This window comes from Enterococcus faecium (assembly GCF_029023785.1).
GTDB classification, from domain to species: domain Bacteria; phylum Bacillota; class Bacilli; order Lactobacillales; family Enterococcaceae; genus Enterococcus_B; species Enterococcus_B faecium.
The window spans coordinates 2,466,617-2,486,265 of record NZ_CP118955.1 but is presented as its reverse complement, the minus strand read 5'-3'; the positions used below and the strand labels follow the sequence as shown (position 1 = coordinate 2,486,265).

Annotated in this window: 12 protein-coding genes; 7 read left to right on the top strand and 5 right to left on the bottom strand. The window is 40.2% G+C overall.

Annotated features, from left to right (window positions below; all coding sequences use genetic code 11):
* Positions 1 to 239: 239 nt before the first annotated feature.
* Positions 240 to 764: a DinB family protein gene (locus tag PYW34_RS12045; protein WP_002289384.1), complete on the top strand. Its 525-nt coding sequence runs from the start codon at positions 240 to 242 to the stop codon at positions 762 to 764.
* A 316-nt stretch (positions 765 to 1,080) separates the two neighbouring features.
* On the opposite strand, the gene PYW34_RS12040 is transcribed toward PYW34_RS12045, so the two are convergent.
* From PYW34_RS12040 to PYW34_RS12025, 4 genes are all read right to left on the bottom strand, one after another.
* On the bottom strand, positions 1,081 to 2,049 hold the full coding sequence (locus tag PYW34_RS12040; protein WP_002297289.1) for a biotin--[acetyl-CoA-carboxylase] ligase: 969 nt from the start codon (positions 2,047 to 2,049) through the stop codon (positions 1,081 to 1,083).
* A gap of 156 nt (positions 2,050 to 2,205) precedes the next feature.
* Positions 2,206 to 3,012 carry an ABC transporter ATP-binding protein gene (locus PYW34_RS12035; RefSeq protein ID WP_002289388.1) on the bottom strand — a complete coding sequence of 269 codons (807 nt, stop codon included), beginning with the start codon at positions 3,010 to 3,012 and terminating at the stop codon, positions 2,206 to 2,208.
* A complete protein-coding gene (locus tag PYW34_RS12030) occupies positions 3,009 to 3,914 on the bottom strand; it encodes an ABC transporter permease (RefSeq protein WP_002334560.1) in 906 nt (301 codons plus the stop codon). The genes PYW34_RS12035 and PYW34_RS12030 overlap by 4 nt, the downstream gene beginning before the upstream one ends.
* Positions 3,915 to 3,931: 17 nt before the next feature.
* Positions 3,932 to 4,900 (bottom strand): ABC transporter substrate-binding protein, encoded by a 969-nt coding sequence (locus PYW34_RS12025; protein ID WP_002289394.1) that lies wholly within the window; start codon positions 4,898 to 4,900, stop codon positions 3,932 to 3,934.
* A 727-nt stretch (positions 4,901 to 5,627) separates the two neighbouring features.
* Between PYW34_RS12025 and rpoB the strand changes: the two genes are divergently transcribed.
* Both rpoB and rpoC read left to right on the top strand, forming a co-directional pair.
* Positions 5,628 to 9,245: a DNA-directed RNA polymerase subunit beta gene (gene rpoB, locus PYW34_RS12020; RefSeq protein WP_002295964.1), complete on the top strand. Its 3,618-nt coding sequence runs from the start codon at positions 5,628 to 5,630 to the stop codon at positions 9,243 to 9,245.
* Positions 9,246 to 9,323: 78 nt separating this feature from the next.
* Positions 9,324 to 12,977 carry a DNA-directed RNA polymerase subunit beta' gene (gene rpoC, locus PYW34_RS12015; protein ID WP_002295965.1) on the top strand — a complete coding sequence of 1,218 codons (3,654 nt, stop codon included), beginning with the start codon at positions 9,324 to 9,326 and terminating at the stop codon, positions 12,975 to 12,977.
* 594 nt (positions 12,978 to 13,571) lie between these two features.
* Here the strand turns inward: rpoC and PYW34_RS12010 are convergent.
* Positions 13,572 to 14,597, bottom strand: a complete 1,026-nt coding sequence (locus tag PYW34_RS12010; protein WP_002288139.1) for a LacI family DNA-binding transcriptional regulator — start codon at positions 14,595 to 14,597, stop codon at positions 13,572 to 13,574.
* A 274-nt stretch (positions 14,598 to 14,871) separates the two neighbouring features.
* On the opposite strand from PYW34_RS12010, the gene PYW34_RS12005 reads away from it, so the two are divergent.
* The 4 genes from PYW34_RS12005 to PYW34_RS11990 all read left to right on the top strand — a co-directional run bounded on the left by PYW34_RS12005 (position 14,872) and on the right by PYW34_RS11990 (position 19,626).
* The gene (locus PYW34_RS12005; RefSeq protein ID WP_002322824.1) at positions 14,872 to 16,557 is read left to right on the top strand and encodes an alpha-amylase family glycosyl hydrolase; all 1,686 of its coding nucleotides are present in this window, start codon (positions 14,872 to 14,874) and stop codon (positions 16,555 to 16,557) included.
* Positions 16,558 to 16,570: 13 nt separating this feature from the next.
* Positions 16,571 to 17,854 carry an ABC transporter substrate-binding protein gene (locus PYW34_RS12000; RefSeq protein WP_002288135.1) on the top strand — a complete coding sequence of 428 codons (1,284 nt, stop codon included), beginning with the start codon at positions 16,571 to 16,573 and terminating at the stop codon, positions 17,852 to 17,854.
* Between the two features lie 69 nt (positions 17,855 to 17,923).
* The gene (locus tag PYW34_RS11995; protein ID WP_002288134.1) at positions 17,924 to 18,793 is read left to right on the top strand and encodes a carbohydrate ABC transporter permease; all 870 of its coding nucleotides are present in this window, start codon (positions 17,924 to 17,926) and stop codon (positions 18,791 to 18,793) included.
* Positions 18,790 to 19,626, top strand: coding sequence for a carbohydrate ABC transporter permease (locus PYW34_RS11990; RefSeq protein WP_002288133.1), 837 nt, complete (start codon positions 18,790 to 18,792; stop codon positions 19,624 to 19,626). Before PYW34_RS11995 ends, PYW34_RS11990 begins: the two co-directional genes overlap by 4 nt.
* The last annotated feature ends 23 nt before the right edge of the window (positions 19,627 to 19,649 follow it).

The window sequence follows — 19,649 nt, the reverse complement described above, 5'->3', positions numbered from 1 at the left end:
CTCCTAGTCTTAAACTGTTCGTTTGAAAAATCATTGTTTATTTAAAGAATATTAATGAAACGTTCATATTGTTGCTTCTTGTTCAATTGATAGTTCGACACTATCTTTTTCTTTCAATCTCCAAACTATTGATGATGGTGACTGTTAAAGTGTAAAAAATAAGGGTGTGTAGTAACATATAAGTAGGTATCCTAGAATTAGGAAAAAGTAAGTAGGATAAATAAAAAGGAGGAAAATAAATGGATTATTTAGATATGCTATGCGAGAGTGTGGATCGGGCATACGATCGGTTTGAACGTTTGTTTGAAGGCGTCTCTATTGAGGAGGCCAATCGTTTTCCAGTGGAAGATAGAGCCCCGCAGATCAAATCAATGACTTGGCTGGCTTGGCATACCGCTCGAGAATTAGATTTCCAGATTGCTGATTTAGCAGGAACTTCTCCAATTTGGCATAGTCAAGACTGGGAAAGCCGGTTTCCGATGACGATAGCAGATAACGAACAAGATTGGAAGCATAGTCTGGAACAAGCAAAGCAGATCCAAGCTAATCAAATAGAAGATCTGCTAGGATACTTGCGAGGAGCTGCTGATTTTGCTATTTCTTACTTAAGAAGGCTGGAACCTTCCGAGCTAGATGAAGTAATTGACGAGAACTGGACACCACCAGTCACACGAGGAATGCGTCTCGTTTCTATTATTGATGATGCTGCTATGCACTCTGGTCAGGTGATCTATGCGAGACGTTTGTTGGGATTAAGAGATTAAGGCACTAGCTAAAAAAGAACTTACGGCAAAATAAGTCGCAAGTTCTTTTTTGTTTTTATCGTTACCCATGGTCTATCTATAAGATTGAAAAAGGAAGCGGCCTGCTATCTCTTTTGATCGTGTAAACTGATGACTCTCTTGTTTTTTGCATTGATTCATTTAAAGAAAGTGTACCATGCTTTATAGATATTTTTAGAATACCTTTTTCTAGAGGATAGAGAAACTGTCAGCTGATAGAATAAGGAGAGTCTTTTGAAGAGAATTCAGAAAAAAGGACACTGTATGAGATCAGGTGTCCTTTTGTGAAATCTGATAATTATTGCGTACGGATAGATGTGAGACTGATTTCGCCAGAAGACAAACTCATCTTCTGTTCATTTGTTTGGACGATCAGTTCGCCATGATCACCGATTTCTTTTGCAAGACCGACATAAGTCGTTCCTTTTTGATTGAACGACACGGTTTTTCCCAATACGAATGATTTTTCTTTATAGAAGTCCAACGCTTTTTCTGGGTGAGAAAGATAAGTGAACAATTCTTGCCAGATTTTGCTGATTAGCTGATTCCTTGTGACACTAGCTTGTCCGTCGGGAAAGACAGAGATGGCTTTTTCTTGGAGATCAGCTGGAAAATGATTTTGAGGAACAGAAAAATTAAGCCCGATCCCAATGATGATATGACTGATCCTGCCGCTTTCCATATCACTGACTGCTTCAGATAAAATCCCACAGACTTTTTTTCCATCCATGTAGATATCATTGACCCATTTGATCGAAGCAGAACGACCGGTTACAGATTCAATGGCTTTCACACAGGCACTGGCTGCGATGATCGTATATTGAGGCAATTCATCAAACCGTTTGTCTGGATGGAGCAAGAGACTCATGTAGATTCCTCGTCCAGGTTCAGCGAAAAAAGGCCGTCCAAAACGTCCACGAGCTTGTTCTTGTGTATCAGCAACAAATAACTTCGAAACAGAATCTCCTTGAGCTGCTGCCAGTTTGGCATCTTTCATCGTAGATTCAGAAGTCAACATCGTTTGTACTTTCAAATCAGGAATAAACGACCGTAGCTCTTGCTGGATTTCTTTTGCATCTAGTACGTCAGAGGGCAGGTAACGATACCCTGTAGGCCCGTGCTCAAAACGATAGCCTGCCTTTTCCAATTCTTTGATGGCTTTCCAAATACTTGTCCGGGAAACTTCCAGTTGCTGTGCCAACTTTTCTCCGGAAAGAAAATCTGGTGTCTTTTTCAATAATTGAAGTACCTTGTCTTTCGTTGTCATGGCATCAAGCTCCTTTCCCATCCATTCTATCAGGAAGAAGGAGAGAACAAAATAGTTTTCGAAGAAACAACGGTTGATACATAAAGCAAAAACGAAAGAAGGAAAGAGAAAAAAGAAGAGGGTGGGCGTTCATTTTTTGTCCCATCCTCTTTCTGATTATGAAGATAAAAGTACTTGATCGTCTTTTAATGCCGTGCCGCTGTTTTGTTTGAACAACGCTAATAATTGGGGCACTGTGAGCTGCTGTTTTTCCTCTTGCTGGATATCTACGACGATCCTTCCTTGATGCAGCATGATCAGTCGACTCCCATAGCGGATCGCGTCTTCCATGTCATGAGTGACCATAAAAGCAGTGAGATTCTGCTCAGTGATCAGCTTTTCTGTCAATTCCATCACCGTTTTGGAAGTAGCAGGGTCAAGCGCTGCAGTGTGTTCATCTAATAAGATCAGTTCTGGACGCTGTAATGTGGCCATCAATAACGTAATAGCTTGACGTTGTCCTCCAGACAGCAAACCGATTTCTGAGGATAAACGATTTTCCAACCCCAAATTTAGCCGAACCAGCTGGTCTTTGAAAAATGTTCGGTCTTGTGGTTTGACACCACGGAAGAAGCCGCGTTTTTTTCCTCGTTTCATAGCAAGAGCAAGATTTTCTTCTACCGTTAAACGAACGGCTGTCCCTAGTTTAGGATCTTGGAATACGCGACTGATGGATTTCGAACGTTCGACAACAGATTTTTTCGTGATATTTTTTCCATTCAATAAAATTTGACCCTGATCGACAGAAAATGTACCGGCGATGCTGTTCAGCAAAGTAGATTTACCAGCCCCATTTCCACCGATGATCGTCACGAAGTCGCCGGGATCTAAGGAAAGATTAATGCCTTTCAGGACATGATTTTCGTTGATCGTTCCTTTTTCAAAGGTATGATGGAGATTTTCCAATGTTAAGACGTCATTCATTTGACACTACCGCCTTTCTTTTTTTGAGGTAAATGGAATTTTTGCTGGATCTGCGGGAAAGAAAGACAGATCACTAGCACGAAAGCAGAAGCAAGTTTCGAATCACTTGGTTCAACATTCAGTTCGAAGACTAACGCTAAAATAAAACGATAAATGACCGCACCTAAAACGACAGTCAAGAGACGGAGAAATAGTGGCTGGTTACGTAACAAAACTTCTGCGATGATAATAGAAGCAAGTCCAATTACGATCGTTCCAATACCAGAATTTAAATCAGCAAAGCCGTTGTTTTGCGCAAGCAAGGAGCCAGAAAGAGCAATGCATCCATTAGAAATCATATAACCGATGATCTTCATATTATCTGTGTTGATCCCGTTTGCTTCGCTCATTGCCAGATTATCGCCAGTTGCACGAATAGCAAGTCCTGTTTCTGTACGTAAGAACAAAACAAGTAAACATACAACGATCAAAGCAAAAAGCAGACCGACGATCAGTACAGCGTTGTCTTTTGTTATGCCGAATGACTCGACCCAATGAAAGATCGTTGGCTGACCCAATAAAGAGATGTTCGGCGCACCCATCACACGGGATGTGACAGAATATAAACCAGTCATGGTGATGATCCCTGCAAGAAGGGCGGGAATTTTCAATTTTGTGTGAAGCAGTCCGGAAACAAGCCCTGCTGCCGCACCCCCTAAAAAGCCTAGAAGACAAGCTGTCAATGGATGATAGCCATTTGTAATACTTACTGCCGCGATCCCTGCACCTAAAGGAAAGCTTCCTTCAGCAGTCAAGTCGGCAATGTCCAAGATACGGAAAGTGACGTATACACCAATCGCAAGTAGGGCCCATAAGACCCCTTGCGATGCAGATGATAAGAAAAGAGAGAGCAAATGTGTCATGAGAATCCTCCTGTGTTTTATTCAGCTTCTTTGATGCTGTCTGGATTGATGCCTAATGCTTTGGCCATGTCTTTATTGACATACAGTTCCAAATCATTCGCTGTTTCGACAGGAAGTTCACTTGGATTCTTGCCGTCTAAGATTTTTGCTGCCATGATCCCTGTTTGTTTGCCCAAGCTTTCGTAGTCGATTCCTACTGTTGCTAGACCGCCGTCTTTGACTTGATCAACTGCGCCAGCAACGACAGGTGTTTTTGTTTCTTTTGCGACTTCACCGACAACACTTGCCGCACTTGCGAACGTGTTATCAGTAGGAATATAGATTCCATCTACATCTTTAGCTAGACTTTTCGTCACTTGTTGGACATCATTTGTGGAATTTGCTGTCAGTACTTTGACTTTGACGCCCGCTTTTTTCAATTCTTTTTCTGCCAAATCAGCTTGGATCTTAGAGTTTGCTTCACCGTTGTTATACATGATGCCGATTGTTTTGGCGTCTGGCACGATATTTAACAGTAAGCCGATTTGTTTTTCGATTGGCACCATATCTGTCGTGCCAGTCACATTGCCGCCAGGTTTTTCATTGGATGTGACTAAATGGGCTTGTTCCAAGTCTGTGACCGCTGTGACAGTCATCGGGATAGTGGTTGTTTCATTTAATAAAGATTGTGCTGCTGGAGTGGCGATTCCAAGTAGCAAATCAGGATCTTCTTTGACGAGTTTCTCACTCATACTTTTCAGGTTGTCTTGATTGTTTTGGGCATTTTGATAATCGATTGTTAGATTATCGCCTTCTTTATACCCTTCTTCTGCTAATCCTTCTTTGAATCCTTTATAGGCAGCATCTAACGAGTTATGTTGTACAAGTTGCAATACGCCAATTGTTTTTTGTCCATCTGATGCCTCTGCGGAATTGTCTTTTTGTGCGCAACCTCCTAAAGCTAGTAGCAGGGCAGCGCCTAATCCGATGATTATATTTTTTTTCATTTCTTTTTCCTCCTTAATTTTGGGAAACAAAAAATCCATTCAGACAAAATGTCCAAATGGATTGAAAAGTCGGAAAATAAATTGAAAAAGTAGAATGCTTGATACTTTTACTTTGTATTTTCATTGCTCAGCCACTTAGCATTTTGTCTACGTGGCTTTTTGCTGCAATACAAAGTTCTTTAGCCATCATAGATACAAACTGTCGTTTAACGTTTGTATCCATCATGATGAATACAAACCTATCTAAAGTAGCTAAAGTAAAAGTTATTCAGTTGTGTTGGTGCGATTTGGTTGATGTTGGTTCGCATAGAAGTTCCTCCACAAAATGAATTTTCTAAAGTATAACCGAGATAAAAAGGTCTGTCAATTAAGAATTGTCAGATAATTGAAAACATAAAATTGAAAACATTAAGAAAATGTTGCGAAAAAGCAGAAGAAACGCCAGGAAGTGTTGACTTTTATAGAAAATAAGTGTAGTATATGAAGTTGCAAAAACTATCTGATGAAGAAAAGGCAGAAACGAAATATTGTCCGTTTCGGCTTTAATATAAGGAAACAAAAGTAGAAGCTCACGAAGTAAGGTTTCAAGAGAATGTTCTATTTTTGGTTTTTTTTTGCCTAAAAGCCGCAAAAAATGTCTGTTGTTACCTAAAAATAATATTTGAAATATTATTGTAACAATTGATCGGGTAGTCTTTTTGAATGACATTTTAGAGGGGTGAAGAGCTTGGCTGGACACGTAGTAAAATACGGAAAACATCGCGAACGTAGAAGTTTCGCAAGAATCAGTGAAGTGTTGGAATTACCAAATTTGATCGAAATTCAAACAGACTCTTACCAATGGTTCTTAGATGAGGGACTTAGAGAAATGTTTGAAGACATTTTGCCAATCGATGACTTCAATGGCAATCTATCTTTGGAATTTGTAGATTATGAATTGAAAGAACCAAAGTATACAGTAGCAGAAGCTCGTGCGCATGATGCAAACTACTCTGCACCATTACATGTAACATTGCGTTTGACAAACCGCGAGACTGGCGAAATCAAAGCACAAGAAGTATTCTTCGGTGATTTCCCATTAATGACAGAACAAGGAACATTCATCATCAACGGGGCAGAGCGAGTAATCGTTTCTCAGTTAGTCCGTTCACCAGGTGTCTATTTCCATGGAAAAGTCGACAAAAACGGAAAAGAAGGATTCGGTTCTACTGTTATCCCTAACCGTGGAGCTTGGCTAGAAATGGAAACTGATGCAAAAGACATCTCTTATGTACGTATCGACCGTACACGTAAGATTCCTTTAACCGTATTAGTTCGTGCGTTAGGATTTGGTTCCGATGATACGATCTTTGAAATCTTCGGCGACAGCGAAACATTACGCAATACAGTCGAAAAAGACTTGCATAAAAACGCAAGCGACTCAAGAACAGAAGAAGGTTTGAAAGACGTTTACGAACGTTTGCGTCCAGGCGAACCAAAAACAGCAGACAGCTCACGTAACTTGCTGAATGCTCGTTTCTTCGATCCAAAACGTTACGACTTAGCAAACGTTGGTCGTTACAAAGTAAACAAAAAATTAGATTTGAAAACACGTCTATTGAATCTGACATTAGCTGAAACATTAGTTGATCCAGAAACAGGCGAGATCATCGTTGAAAAAGGAACAGTTCTGACTCACCAAGTCATGGAAACACTAGCTCCTTTCATTGATAATGGCCTAAATTCAGTGACTTACTATCCATCAGAAGACGGTGTGGTCACAGATCCAATGACTGTCCAAGTCATCAAAGTATTTTCACCAAGAGACCCTGAACGTGAAGTAAACGTGATCGGAAACGGCTATCCAGAAGCAGCTGTAAAAACGGTTCGTCCAGCCGACATCATTGCTTCAATGAGCTATTTCTTGAACTTGATGGAAGGTATCGGCAATGTCGATGATATCGACCACTTAGGAAATCGTCGTATCCGTTCAGTCGGTGAACTTTTACAAAACCAATTCCGTATCGGGCTAGCACGTATGGAACGTGTGGTTCGTGAAAGAATGTCGATCCAAGATACTGAAACATTGACACCTCAACAATTGATCAATATCCGTCCAGTTGTGGCAAGTATCAAAGAATTCTTTGGTTCTTCTCAGTTGTCACAGTTCATGGATCAAACAAACCCTCTTGGCGAATTGACACACAAACGTCGTCTTTCAGCCTTAGGACCTGGCGGATTGACTCGTGACCGCGCCGGTTATGAAGTTCGTGACGTTCACTACTCCCACTATGGCCGTATGTGTCCGATCGAAACTCCTGAAGGCCCAAACATCGGGTTGATCAATAGTTTGTCCAGTTATGCGAAAGTAAATAAATTCGGATTTATCGAAACACCTTATCGTCGTGTAGACCGTGAAACAGGTCGTGTTACTGACCAAATCGACTACTTGACAGCTGATATCGAAGACCATTACATCGTAGCCCAAGCAAACAGCCCATTGAATGAAGATGGAACATTTGCTCAAGACGTTGTTATGGCTCGTGCTCAAAGTGAAAACTTAGAAGTATCTATTGATAAAGTAGACTACATGGACGTATCACCTAAACAAGTAGTTGCCGTTGCGACAGCATGTATTCCTTTCTTGGAAAACGATGACTCCAACCGTGCCTTGATGGGTGCCAACATGCAGCGTCAAGCAGTGCCGTTGATCAATCCTCAAGCACCATGGGTTGGTACTGGTATGGAATACAAATCAGCGCATGACTCAGGAGCTGCTTTGTTATGTAAACATGACGGTGTCGTTGAATACGTTGATGCTTCTGAAATCCGCGTACGCCGCGACAACGGTGCATTAGATAAATACGATGTAACAAAATTCCGTCGTTCAAACTCCGGAACAAGCTACAACCAACGTCCAATCGTTCATTTGGGTGAGAAAGTCGAAAAAGGGGATACTCTGGCAGACGGACCATCTATGGAACAAGGCGAAATGGCTCTAGGCCAAAACGTTTTAGTTGGTTTCATGACTTGGGAAGGGTACAACTATGAAGATGCGATCATCATGAGCCGTCGTTTGGTAAAAGATGACGTATACACTTCTATCCATATTGAAGAATATGAATCAGAAGCCCGCGATACAAAATTAGGACCTGAAGAAATCACACGCGAAATCCCTAATGTCGGGGAAGACGCATTAAAAGATTTAGACGAAATGGGTATCATCCGTATTGGTGCAGAAGTCCAAGATGGCGATTTGCTTGTAGGGAAAGTCACGCCAAAAGGGGTAACAGAATTATCTGCAGAAGAACGTCTATTGCATGCGATCTTTGGCGAAAAAGCTCGTGAAGTCCGCGATACATCATTACGTGTACCACATGGCGGCGGCGGTATCGTTCACGATGTGAAAATCTTTACTCGTGAAGCTGGAGATGAATTGTCACCAGGCGTAAACATGTTAGTTCGTGTTTATATCGTTCAAAAACGTAAAATCCATGAAGGGGATAAAATGGCCGGTCGTCACGGAAATAAAGGGGTTGTATCCCGTATTATGCCGGAAGAAGATATGCCATTCCTACCTGATGGAACACCAATCGATATCATGCTGAATCCTTTAGGGGTGCCTTCACGTATGAACATCGGGCAAGTATTGGAATTACACTTGGGTATGGCTGCACGTCAGTTAGGTATCCACGTAGCAACGCCAGTATTTGATGGTGCAAGTGATGAAGACGTATGGGAAACAGTTCGTGAAGCCGGTATGGCCAGCGATGCGAAAACTGTTCTGTACGACGGACGTACAGGTGAACCATTTGATGGACGTGTGTCTGTCGGTGTGATGTACATGATCAAACTTGCTCACATGGTCGATGACAAATTGCATGCACGTTCAATCGGACCTTACTCATTGGTTACACAACAACCATTGGGAGGTAAAGCTCAATTTGGTGGACAACGTTTTGGTGAAATGGAAGTATGGGCACTGGAAGCTTACGGTGCGGCTTATACTTTACAAGAAATCTTGACATACAAATCAGATGACGTAGTCGGACGTGTGAAAACATACGAAGCAATCGTCAAGGGTGAACCAATTCCAAAACCAGGTGTACCGGAATCATTCCGCGTATTGGTGAAAGAATTGCAATCACTAGGTCTGGACATGCGTGTCTTGGATATCGAAGAAACAGAGATCGAACTTCGCGACATGGACGATGAAGACGACGATTTGATCACTGTTGATGCTTTGACAAAATTTGCCGAACAGCAAACTGCCAAAGAATTAGAAAAGAAAGCTGCTGAACAAGTGGAAGATGAAAAAGACGATGTCATCCAAAACTTTGAAACCGCAGAAGATAATTTAGACTAATCCGGTCTATGAGCTGCAAGGCGGTCGAAGATCAGCCGTCTTGCGGTTTGCCATTAAATGAAATGGAGGGAACCCCTTTTGATCGATGTAAATAAATTCGAAAGTATGCAAATAGGTTTGGCTTCTCCCGAAAAAATCAGAAGCTGGTCTTACGGTGAAGTAAAAAAACCTGAGACGATTAACTATCGTACCTTAAAACCTGAACGCGAAGGGTTGTTCTGTGAGCGGATTTTTGGTCCTACAAAAGACTGGGAATGTGCCTGCGGAAAATACAAACGTATCCGTTATAAAGGAATCGTTTGTGATCGATGCGGAGTGGAAGTTACTCGTTCGAAAGTTCGCCGTGAACGCATGGGACATATTGAATTAGCAGCTCCTGTTTCACATATCTGGTACTTTAAAGGGATTCCTTCACGTATGGGTCTTGTATTAGACATGAGCCCACGCGCTTTGGAAGAAATCATTTATTTTGCTTCATATGTAGTCATCGAACCAGGAAATACGAATTTAGAGAAAAAACAATTGTTGACAGAACGCGAATATCGCGAAAAACGTGAACAATATGGACAAGAATTCCAAGCTGCTATGGGTGCAGAAGCGATTAAACAATTACTTGATAATGTTGATCTAGATGCAGAAGCAGCCGAATTGAAAGAAGAATTGAAATCTGCACAAGGACAAAAACGTACACGTGCAATCCGCCGTTTGGATATTTTAGAAGCATTCCGCGCTTCAGGAAATCAACCAAGCTGGATGGTTATGGACGTTATCCCTGTTATTCCACCAGATTTACGCCCAATGGTTCAATTAGAAGGTGGACGTTTTGCAACAAGTGACTTGAATGATCTTTACCGTCGTGTAATCAACCGTAATAACCGTTTGAAACGTTTGTTAGACTTGAATGCACCTGGAATCATCGTTCAAAATGAAAAACGTATGCTGCAAGAAGCAGTAGATGCATTGATCGATAACGGTCGTCGCGGACGTCCAGTTACTGGACCAGGTAACCGCCCATTGAAATCTCTTTCTCATATGTTGAAAGGGAAACAAGGTCGTTTCCGTCAAAACTTGCTAGGTAAACGTGTCGACTACTCAGGTCGTTCCGTTATCGTTGTTGGACCTTTCTTGAAGATGTACCAATGTGGACTTCCAAAAGAAATGGCCATTGAATTATTCAAACCATTCGTGATGCGTGAGCTTGTTCAACGCGAACTAGCTTCAAACATCAAAAATGCGAAACGTAAAATCGAACGTCAAGAAGACGAAGTATGGGATGTTTTAGAAGACGTAATCAAGGAACACCCAGTATTGCTGAACCGGGCACCTACGCTTCACCGACTTGGTATCCAAGCATTCGAACCAGTTTTAGTACAAGGACGCGCAATCCGTTTGCATCCACTTGTATGTGAAGCTTATAATGCCGATTTCGATGGAGACCAAATGGCTGTCCACGTTCCATTGAATGAAGAAGCACAAGCAGAAGCACGTATGTTGATGTTAGCTGCTCAAAACATCTTGAACCCTAAAGATGGTAAACCAGTTGTTACTCCTTCTCAAGATATGGTTCTAGGTAACTACTACTTGACAATGGAAGAAGAAGGACGCGAAGGCGAAGGAATGGTCTTCAGAGATCAAAACGAAGCCGTTATCGCATGGCGCAACGGATATGTTCATTTACATTCACGTATCGGTGTGAACCCTAACTCATTAGGTGAAAAACCATTTACTGAATGGCAAAAAGAACGTACGATGATCACAACAGTTGGTAAGATCATCTTCAACGAGATCATGCCTCCTGAATTCCCTTATCTGAATGAACCAACAGACTTCAACTTGACCGTCCAAACACCGGACAAATACTTTGTTGAAGCTGGTACTGATATTCCTGCACATATCAAAGAGCAAGAATTAGTATTACCGTTCAAGAAGAAAAACTTAGGAAACATCATCGCAGAAGTCTTCAAACGATTCAAAGTAACAGAAACTTCTAAGATGCTTGACCGTATGAAAGACTTAGGGTACAAACATTCGACACATGCCGGTATCACAGTAGGGATCGCTGACATCAGTGTACTGAATGAAAAACAAGAAATCATTGAAAATGCCCATAAACAAGTTGAAACTATTACAAAACAATTCCGTCGTGGTCTGATCACAGATGACGAACGTTATGAACGTGTCATTGCTGTTTGGAATGCTGCAAAAGACAGCATCCAACAAAAACTGATGGAAGGTTTGGAAGCGAAAAATCCAATCTTCATGATGTCTGATTCTGGAGCTCGTGGTAACATTTCCAACTTTACACAGCTTGCCGGAATGCGTGGTTTGATGGCCGCTCCTAATGGTCGAATCATGGAATTGCCAATCATTTCGAACTTCCGTGAAGGACTATCCGTCTTGGAAATGTTTATCTCAACTCACGGGGCTCGTAAAGGGATGACCGATACAGCCTTGAAGACTGCCGATTCAGGTTACTTGACTCGTCGTCTGGTTGACGTGGCCCAAGATGTAATCATCCGTGAAGAAGATTGCGGTACTGACCGAGGTCTTGAAATCCAAGCCATCCGCGAGGGAAATGAAATCATCGAATCATTAGAAGATCGTTTAGTGGGACGTTACACTCGTAAAGAAGTACGTCATCCTGAAACAAATGAATTGATCATTGCAGGAAACCAATTGATTTCCGAAGACATCGCAAAACAAATCGTTGATGCAGGTGTCGAAACAGTGACAATCCGTTCTGTCTTCACATGTAATACAAAACATGGTGTCTGCAAACATTGTTACGGACGCAACCTTGCAACTGGCTCTGACGTTGAAGTCGGAGAAGCAGTTGGTACGATCGCCGCTCAATCAATCGGTGAACCTGGTACTCAGTTGACGATGCGTACATTCCATACAGGTGGGGTTGCCGGAGACGATATCACTCAAGGTCTTCCTCGTGTCCAAGAAATCTTTGAAGCACGTAATCCGAAAGGGCAAGCAGTGATCACAGAAGTAACAGGGGATGTCATCGATATCTCAGAAGATCCTGCAACACGTACCAAAGAAGTAACAATCAAAGGAAAAACAGATACACGTACGTATACTGTTCCTTATACAGCACGTATGAAAGTAGCAGAAGGCGATATGATCCACCGTGGTGCACCATTGACAGAAGGATCAATCGATCCAAAACAATTGTTGCAAGTTCGCGATGTATTATCTGTTGAAAACTACTTGCTTCGTGAAGTACAACGTGTTTACCGTATGCAAGGGGTAGAAATCGGCGACAAGCATATCGAAGTAATGGTTCGTCAAATGCTGCGTAAAGTTCGTGTAATGGATCCAGGTGATACAGATATCTTACCAGGTACATTATTAGACATCGCAGACTTTAAAGATCAAAACTACAATACGCTAGTCTCAGGAGGCGTTCCTGCAACTTCTCGACCTGTCTTACTAGGTATCACAAAAGCATCATTAGAAACAAATAGTTTCTTATCTGCTGCATCATTCCAAGAAACAACTCGTGTCTTGACGGATGCTGCGATCCGCGGTAAGAAAGATCCTCTTCTTGGTTTGAAAGAAAATGTTATTATAGGTAAGATCATCCCAGCTGGTACTGGTATGCAACGTTACCGTGACATGGAACCAAAAGAAGTCGGTGTAGCAAGCGAAAATGTCTACAGTATTTCAGATATTGAAGCGCAAATGGCTGCAGAAGACGCAATGAACAATCAAACAAAATAGATATTTTAAAAAAGAGGTTGTGACAAATTATTGTCACAACCTCTTTTTTGGTTTGTCTAAAATAATTTGTCTAACTAGAAGAAAAGTGGGAAAGGATCTTAACAACATCGGTTCGTATCCAATTAAGGTATCGGAACGATCATCTTCCAAGAGAAGTCAATCAACAAAAGTAAAGATAGATCATTTTTTGAATGCAAAATAAATTGATGGGAAGATAGAGCGGTTATTTTTAATATTTTGCTAGCTATTATTGAATAATTCCTCGAATAAAACAAAACCAGTAGACATGTCTGTTATTCTATTTATGTTTTAGAGATAAGTATCCCCAAATAACATGGATTGAAATAAGGGTAAATGTGTTTAAAAAAACGAACTATAAAAACTTATACACAACGTGGTTAAAAATAGTTTTTTCTTCCCTGTGGAAAAAATAGTTTAACACAAACATTATAGTTATCCACAGCTATCTAAAACAGATGGAAAATAAGAAAAATTCGCTAAAATACCGGGAGGGGGTAACGAGGGATGAGTGATTGAAAAAAGAACAGAGTAACTGACTTATCCTCAGTGTTTCTGTTCTTTTATAATTCTGTTCTACATTTCTTGTTGTTGGATCGAATCTGTGAGAGTAATCTCGGTTGAAAGAATGATTCTTTTTTCTTCAGGGTATTGGTGGTGGATTAGTTGGAATAAAAGTTCTGTGGCTTTGATTCCTAACTGATTTGTCGGAATGTCTATCCGAGTCAACTGTGGCGAAAATAGGGAGGACAATAAGGGATCACTGAATCCTGCGATCGAAAGATCATCAGGTATCTGCTTTCCAGATTGTTCTGCCACTTTGTAAATACTCAATGATTTTAATGCATCGGTAGAAAAAATCGCAGTTGGTCTTTCTCGTAGCTTCATTAAATCATTCATTGCTGCCATGCTATCTTCTAAGCGAAAGCCGCCGTCTATAATCCATTCATTACGGATATCTAGGTGGTGATCAAATAAGCATTGACGGTAACCATTGAGACGATCATTGGATACATAAACTTCTGTCGGAGCATGGAGACAGCCGATATGACGGTGTCCATTCTTGATCAGTGTTTCCACCAAATCGTAACTATCCTGGAAATTATCCGTGTCCACTGAGTAGATGTTCGTGTAGTCGTTTCCGACTTTTCCGATTACCACAATAGGAATATTGTATTGATCCAATTCAAAAAGAAGTGTTTCATCCATCGTAGAGCTTAAAATAATAATTCCTCGGATCATTTTTTCTTGGATCTTTTTCGCGCATTTTTCTAGCTCTTCTTCTGGTGTTTTTGCCGTTTGTAGAATCAAGTCGAAGTTATTTTGTTCAGAAACGGCAGAAATGGATTGAATAACATCTGAAAAAAAAGGATTGCCATAGGTCGTATGAGAAGTACGATGAGATAATGCTAGAATCGCGTCAAAACCATTTCCTGACAGTCCTCTTGCAATTTTGCTCGGTTCATAATTCAATTCTTTGATTGCTTGAAGTACACTTGCTTTTGCTTTATCAGAGATATTTGGCTGGTTATTTAATACTCTGGAGACAGTTGATTTTGAGACATTAGCTTTTTTCGCAATGTCATAAATAGTAGGTTTCAATTTTATATGCACCTCCTTTTTGGGAGCGTTTTAGAATAATTCCATAGTACAATAGACATTCTTTTTTGTCTATGATTTTGAAAATTTAGGAATAGCTTGCATGATCATGAGAGACCATATTTTTTTAAGAAGCTATTAATTATTGATACATAAGCTTTCTTATTTGTATTTTTGTGTATATCAAAATTATTTAAAAAAATGCTATTGACAGTAAGCGTTTTCCATAATATGATCAAATCGTTGGGAACGCTCCCAAAAAAGAAAGGGGAATCCGATGTATACAAAACTTTTACAAGCGATTTATCGCGACTCAGATTTGGCTGAGAAAACCGCCTCTATGATTGAACAAAAAGTCAGTGTTTATCAGCAGAAGAAAGGCCAGGCAGGCAAACTGCATTGGGACGAAGAAGATATTTTCTTGATTACTTATGGGGATCAATTTTTTGAAGAGCAGCAACCAACTTTGCGTACATTTAAGAAATTTTATCAAAAGTATTTGGCAGATACATTTAGAGTTGTACATTTCTTGCCATTTTTCCCATATACATCTGATGATGGTTTCTCCGTTGTAAATTATCAGGCAATCAACGACCGTTTGGGCACATGGGAAGATATAGAAGAAATGAGAAGCGAAACACGGTTAATGTTCGACTTTGTCTGCAATCATATGTCTGCCGAAAGTACTTGGTTTCAGGAATATTTAAACTTGAATGATACGTACAAAGATTTTTTTATTGATTTGCCACTGGATACAGATACAAGCAGCGTGACTAGACCAAGGACCAGCCCGTTACTTACAACGTTCATTGACAAAAACGGGAAAGAAAAACACGTATGGACGACTTTTAGCGAAGATCAAGTAGACTTGAATTTTAAAAATCCAGAAGTTTTATTGAAAATGATCGATATTCTTTTGTTTTACTTAGAAAAAGGCGCTTCATTTATTCGCTTGGACGCTGTGGGATTTTTATGGAAAGAACTAGGAACTTCTTGTATACACCTGCCAGAAACGCATAAAATCATCCAATTATTCCGTGCAATCGCTGATGAAGCAGCTCCAGGAACGGTATTGATCACTGAGACAAATGTGCCACACAAAGATAATATCAGTTATTTTGGGAATGGCGAGAATGAAGCACAGATGGTCTATCAGTTTTCGCTACCACCTTTGACCCTTCAAGCGATTCGTTCGGGTAATACAAGTAAGTTGAAAGAATGGTTAAAAACCATCGATTTCGCATCGAAAAAAACAACTTTTTTTAATTTTTTAGCCTCCCATGACGGTATCGGATTGAATCCGGTACGAGGTATTCTGCCGGAAAAAACGATCCTTGAATTAGTGGAACAGCTGAAGAAAGAGGGTGCCCGAGTAAACTACAAGAAAAACCCAGATGGAACGACCAGTCCATATGAGATAAACGCTACGTATCTAGATGCGTTAAGTTCTCCAACAGATACGACGGAATGGAGAAGCAAACGCTTTTTAGCTGCTCATTCATTTTTGGTAACGTTACCAGGCGTGCCGGCAATTTATATTCAAAGTGTGCTGGGAAGTCGAAATGATTACAAAGGCGTAGAAAAAACAGGAGAGAATCGAAAAATCAATCGGCAAAAATTTTTGTTAGCAGATATTGAGAAAGAGTTGCAGACAGATCCATTAAGAACAGCAGTATATGGTGAATTGACCCAGATGCTATCTATTCGAAAAAAAGAAAAAGCCTTCCATCCGAATAGTTTGATTTACTTACTGGACTCAGCAGATTCTTTTATCAGTTTTATTCGCGAAGCGAAGGAAGAGAAAGTCTTAGTTATCCATAATTTTTCCAATCAATCAGCAGGTTATCTTTTACCAAAAGGAGATTACCTAGACCTGTTTTCTGGACAAATTATCCATTGCAGTCAAGAACGAAAGTTGATATTCCAGCCGTATGAATATATGTGGCTGAAAATAATAAAATAAGAGGTGGAAAAAAATGAAAAAAATTATTGTTACTACCTGTCTGCTAGCTACTGGATTTCTTCTTACTGCTTGTGGTGAAAGTCAAAGCTCTAACGAATCACAACAGACAACGATTCAATTCATGCACTCTTCTGTCGAACAGGAACGATTAAGTGTGATCAATGAACTGGTTGCTGATTTTGAAAAAGAAAATCCAGACATCAAAATCAAGCAAGTGCCGGTAGAAGAATCAGCGTTCAATACAAAAATCGTTACGTTAGCTCGTTCCGGTAAATTACCAGAAGTAATGGAAGTCAGTCAGGATTTTGCTAAAGTGATGGATAAAGATGAACTGATTGATCAGACGGCAGTCCAAAACGTTATCGAGGAAGCTGGAGAAGATAATTATTATGACGGAGCCAAAAACCTTGTTCGTTCAGAAGATGGAAAAAGCTATATTGCTGCACCAATTAGCGGCTGGGTTCAAGGTATTTGGTATGACAAAGAAAAATTATCAGAAGCTGGTTTTTCAGAACCAGAAAATTGGGATGATATTTTAAAAATTGCTCAACATTTCACAGATAAAGAGAATAAACAATATGGAATTGCTATGCCTACTGCTGAAGGAACAATGAGTGAGCAAGCGTTCTCTCAATTTGCTTTGTCAAATGGAGCAAATGTTTTGGATGATGAAGGCGAGGTAACGATCGATACGGAAAAGATGAGAGAAGCATTGTCGTTTTATCAAAACTTATCCCAATACACGATGCCAGGCTCTAATGATGTGACAGAAATCAAAGATGCTTTCATGAATGGAACAGCACCAATGGCAATCTATTCAACTTACATTTTGCCTTCTGTTTATGAAGCGGGGAACTCAGAAAATATCGGTTTTGCTATCCCAACACAAAAAGATCAAGCTGTCTATGGCACAGTATCTGGATTGACGATTTCTTCTGGTCTAGACGAGAAACAAAAAGAGGCTGCTGAAGCATTCACAGCTTTCTTATCTCAACCGAAAAACATGGAAAAGTGGGTCTTGATGTCTCCTGGTGGTGCTCAACCAGTGAATAAACAAGTAGTCGAACTGGATGGTTACAAAGAAAATGAAGTCATCAAGTCTTTTGGCGAGCTGCCATCTGAGATTGCTAGTGCTTTTGATGAAGTACAAGTCTTTGGACTAGTCGGGGAAAAGAATTTCACGAAAATGGGAGATATCACAAGCTCAGGTGTGATCGGAAAAGCAGTGAACCAAGTAACTGTCGGAAACGAAGATGTCGATCAAGCTTTAGCTGACGCACAAAAAAATACGAAATAACAAGAAGTTCTGCCAATGGTGTTCGAAAAAAGTAGATAGCTATTGGCAGATTATCAGGGGGAGGTTTCAATGAATCGTCCAAGGAAACATTCTGACTTAAAATTAGCCATGGGACTTTTAGCACCAAGCATGCTTTTATTAGCTGTTTTAGTGCTGATTCCAATGCTTTCCAATATTCAGATCAGTTTTTTCGATATGCCGCTGAATCCTAACTCAGACGCCGTTTTTATCGGATTAAGCAATTATCTTGAAATTTTAAGTGATAGTGAATTTTATCGTTCTTTAGGTTTAACAGTTGCTTACACATTCTTAGTTGTAGCAGGCAGTACAGCTTTAGGATTAGCCGTAGCTATTTTGCTTAACCGCAAGTTCAGATTTAGGAAAACGGTGCGTTCACTGATTTTATTAAGTTATGTTACGCCATCTATTTCTTTGATTTTTGCTTGGAAATATATGTTCAATAATAGTTATGGAATCGTCAATGATCTGTTAGTAGATAGGTTGCAGCTTTTCAACGAAGCACCGCTGTGGTTCGACCAGCCAGTTGCTAGCTTCTTTATGGTCGTTTTGTTTGCTATCTGGAGATACTATCCGTATGCGTTTATTTCATTTTTGGCTATTTTGCAAACAGTCGACAAAACGCTTTATGAAGCAGCTGAAATGGACGGTGCAAATGCTTGGCAGAAGTTCAAGATCGTGACACTGCCGGCAATCAAACCAGTACTAGCAACTGTGATTGTTTTACGATCTATCTGGATGTTCTATATGTTTACAGATGTCTATCTACTGACGAATAAAGTCAATATCTTAGGCGTTTATTTGTATCAGACAGCCTTTGCGTTCAATGATCTTGGAAAAGCAGCAGCTATATCGATTCTATTGTTCATCATTATTGCAGCGGTCGTCTTGCTCTCACGAAAGAAGGTGGACTTGAAATGAAAAATAAAAAGAGCAGGAAAATCTTATTTTACGCGACGATTTTGTTGCTATTAGCTGTCAATTTGTTTCCATTTTTGATCATGCTGATGACATCATTCAAGGATTCACAAGAAGCAATTGCAACGACACAAACTATTTTTCCGAAAGAATGGACTTTTGAACATTATCAGGATATTTTCAATGCTGAGATTTTTCCATTCATCATGTATTTCAAAAATAGTTTAGTGATCTCCTTGATAGCCTCCGTAACTGCAGTAGTGATTGGGATCAGCGGGGCATACGCTTTGTCAAAACTACGCTTCAAAGCTCGCTCGAAAATCAATGCTAGCTTTTACACCGTTTATATGTTTTCCGGTATTTTGATCGTTGTTCCATTATTTAAAATCATTTCCGGTCTAGGTTTGTATGATACCAATACAGCACTGATTATCACGATGGTCGTTCAAACACTTCCTACTGCGATATTCATGCTAAAAAGTTATTTTGACACGATTCCGACTGATATTGAAGAAGCAGCAATGATCGATGGTCTTAGCCGGATCCAGATCATTATTCGGATCATTATACCATTGGCTATTTCTGGAATCATTTCTGTCTTCGTTTATTGCTTTATGGTTTCGTGGAATGATTATTTATTTGCTTCGATTTTCCTGTCGACCTCCGAAAAATTTACTTTACCAATCGGTTTGAACACATTATTCAGTACACCAGACTACATTTGGGGACGAATGATGGCCGCTTCATTGGTGACCGCTTTACCAGTCATCATTATGTATGCGTTATCTGAACGATTTATTAAAGGTGATTTAGTCGAAGGCGGCGTAAAAGGATAAAAAGAAAAGAAAGAGGAAAGAAA

Bases quoted from the DNA above. Each gene is read 5' to 3' on its own strand.
- PYW34_RS11990 (WP_002288133.1), top strand. From the start codon at position 18,790: ATGAAAAATAAAAAGAGCAGGAAAATCTTATTTTACGCGACGATTTTG.
- PYW34_RS12025 (WP_002289394.1), bottom strand. From the start codon at position 4,900: ATGAAAAAAAATATAATCATCGGATTAGGCGCTGCCCTGCTACTAGCT.
- PYW34_RS12030 (WP_002334560.1), bottom strand. From the start codon at position 3,914: ATGACACATTTGCTCTCTCTTTTCTTATCATCTGCATCGCAAGGGGTC.
- PYW34_RS11995 (WP_002288134.1), top strand. From the start codon at position 17,924: ATGAATCGTCCAAGGAAACATTCTGACTTAAAATTAGCCATGGGACTT.
- PYW34_RS12005 (WP_002322824.1), top strand. From the start codon at position 14,872: ATGTATACAAAACTTTTACAAGCGATTTATCGCGACTCAGATTTGGCT.
- PYW34_RS12000 (WP_002288135.1), top strand. From the start codon at position 16,571: ATGAAAAAAATTATTGTTACTACCTGTCTGCTAGCTACTGGATTTCTT.
- PYW34_RS12035 (WP_002289388.1), bottom strand. From the start codon at position 3,012: ATGAATGACGTCTTAACATTGGAAAATCTCCATCATACCTTTGAAAAA.
- PYW34_RS12045 (WP_002289384.1), top strand. From the start codon at position 240: ATGGATTATTTAGATATGCTATGCGAGAGTGTGGATCGGGCATACGAT.
- PYW34_RS12040 (WP_002297289.1), bottom strand. From the start codon at position 2,049: ATGACAACGAAAGACAAGGTACTTCAATTATTGAAAAAGACACCAGAT.